The sequence below is a fragment of the Alicyclobacillus acidiphilus NBRC 100859 genome (assembly GCF_001544355.1).
Taxonomy (GTDB): domain Bacteria; phylum Bacillota; class Bacilli; order Alicyclobacillales; family Alicyclobacillaceae; genus Alicyclobacillus; species Alicyclobacillus acidiphilus.
Genome location: NZ_BCQI01000154.1, coordinates 1 through 913, shown reverse-complemented (window position 1 = coordinate 913; position 913 = coordinate 1). Strand labels below are relative to the sequence as shown.

Annotated in this window: 2 protein-coding genes; one reads left to right on the top strand and one right to left on the bottom strand. The window is 49.3% G+C overall.

The annotated features are described in order from the left end of the window. Positions 1–207, bottom strand: a 207-nt coding sequence (locus tag AAC01S_RS19500) for a hypothetical protein (protein WP_217997874.1), incomplete at its 3' end; no start/stop codon positions are given. Between the two features lie 411 nt (positions 208–618). On the opposite strand from AAC01S_RS19500, the gene AAC01S_RS18515 reads away from it, so the two are divergent. Then, positions 619–906, top strand: coding sequence for a transposase (locus tag AAC01S_RS18515; RefSeq protein ID WP_067623977.1), 288 nt, complete (start codon positions 619–621; stop codon positions 904–906). The last annotated feature ends 7 nt before the right edge of the window (positions 907–913 follow it).

Here is a 913-nt window from a genome sequence, read left to right as displayed (position 1 = left end):
TGTAAACGTATTGATTAGGATCGCACGTTTGTCGCCACGAAACAGCAACATCCCGCAAAGTTTCGGGTCGTCGGGCAGGCAGGCACGACCTACTCGTATTCCATGAGCTTTGGCGACTGCATCCAAATACAACGCGGGCACATCGTATATACCCATTTGTTCCAACACCCATTTTGCTCTTGCAGATGGATTTACATCAATACCCATTACTCGTTCTCCGCAAACAGATCATCAATGACTTGCCGCGCCTTATATGAAAGTTGCTCGGCTTCCCCTCTTGCTACCATTTGGAGGGTGGTATCTTCCTGTCTCTTTTCTACGAAGGGAAACACATCTACAGTGCTCGTGTTACCTATCGAATTAGTTCTGGCAGCCTTAAGTTCCTCGCATAGGGCCATCAACTCATCTACTTTCGAAACGATGCGCTGCTGCTCAGCAAGGGGGGGAAGAGGAAACAGTCCTAAGAAAAACTGACCTTCATTTATAGCAGGGTATGATACACCTACCATATTACGTCGGACATAATCGACGAAGGTCTGAGAACGGAGATATACTGGCCCCAGAGTCAACCCAGACAGATGAGGTGAGGTAAAATAGACGTAGTGAGGTGTTTGACTCATGCCAGGACGTAAGTGGACTGTGGACGAGAAAATGAACATTGTGTTGGAAGGGATGGTTCCCGGGGCGAATATCAGCGAGGTTTGCCGACAGCATGGTGTGGCCCAAAGTCTGTATTACAAGTGGCGTGACGCATTTCTGGCTGGTGGACGAGCAGGGCTTCAGTCAGGTCCTTCTACCCGGGAGCAGGAGTTGGAGAAGCAGTTGCAGGAAGCCATGAGCAAAATTGGCGAGCAAGCTATGGAAATCGATGTGTTGCGAAAAAAATCGAACTGGGGCCGGAAGTAAACAGCCG

Excerpts from the sequence above, each read along its gene's own strand:
- AAC01S_RS18515 (WP_067623977.1), top strand. The coding sequence starts at position 619 with ATGCCAGGACGTAAGTGGACTGTGGACGAGAAAATGAACATTGTGTTG.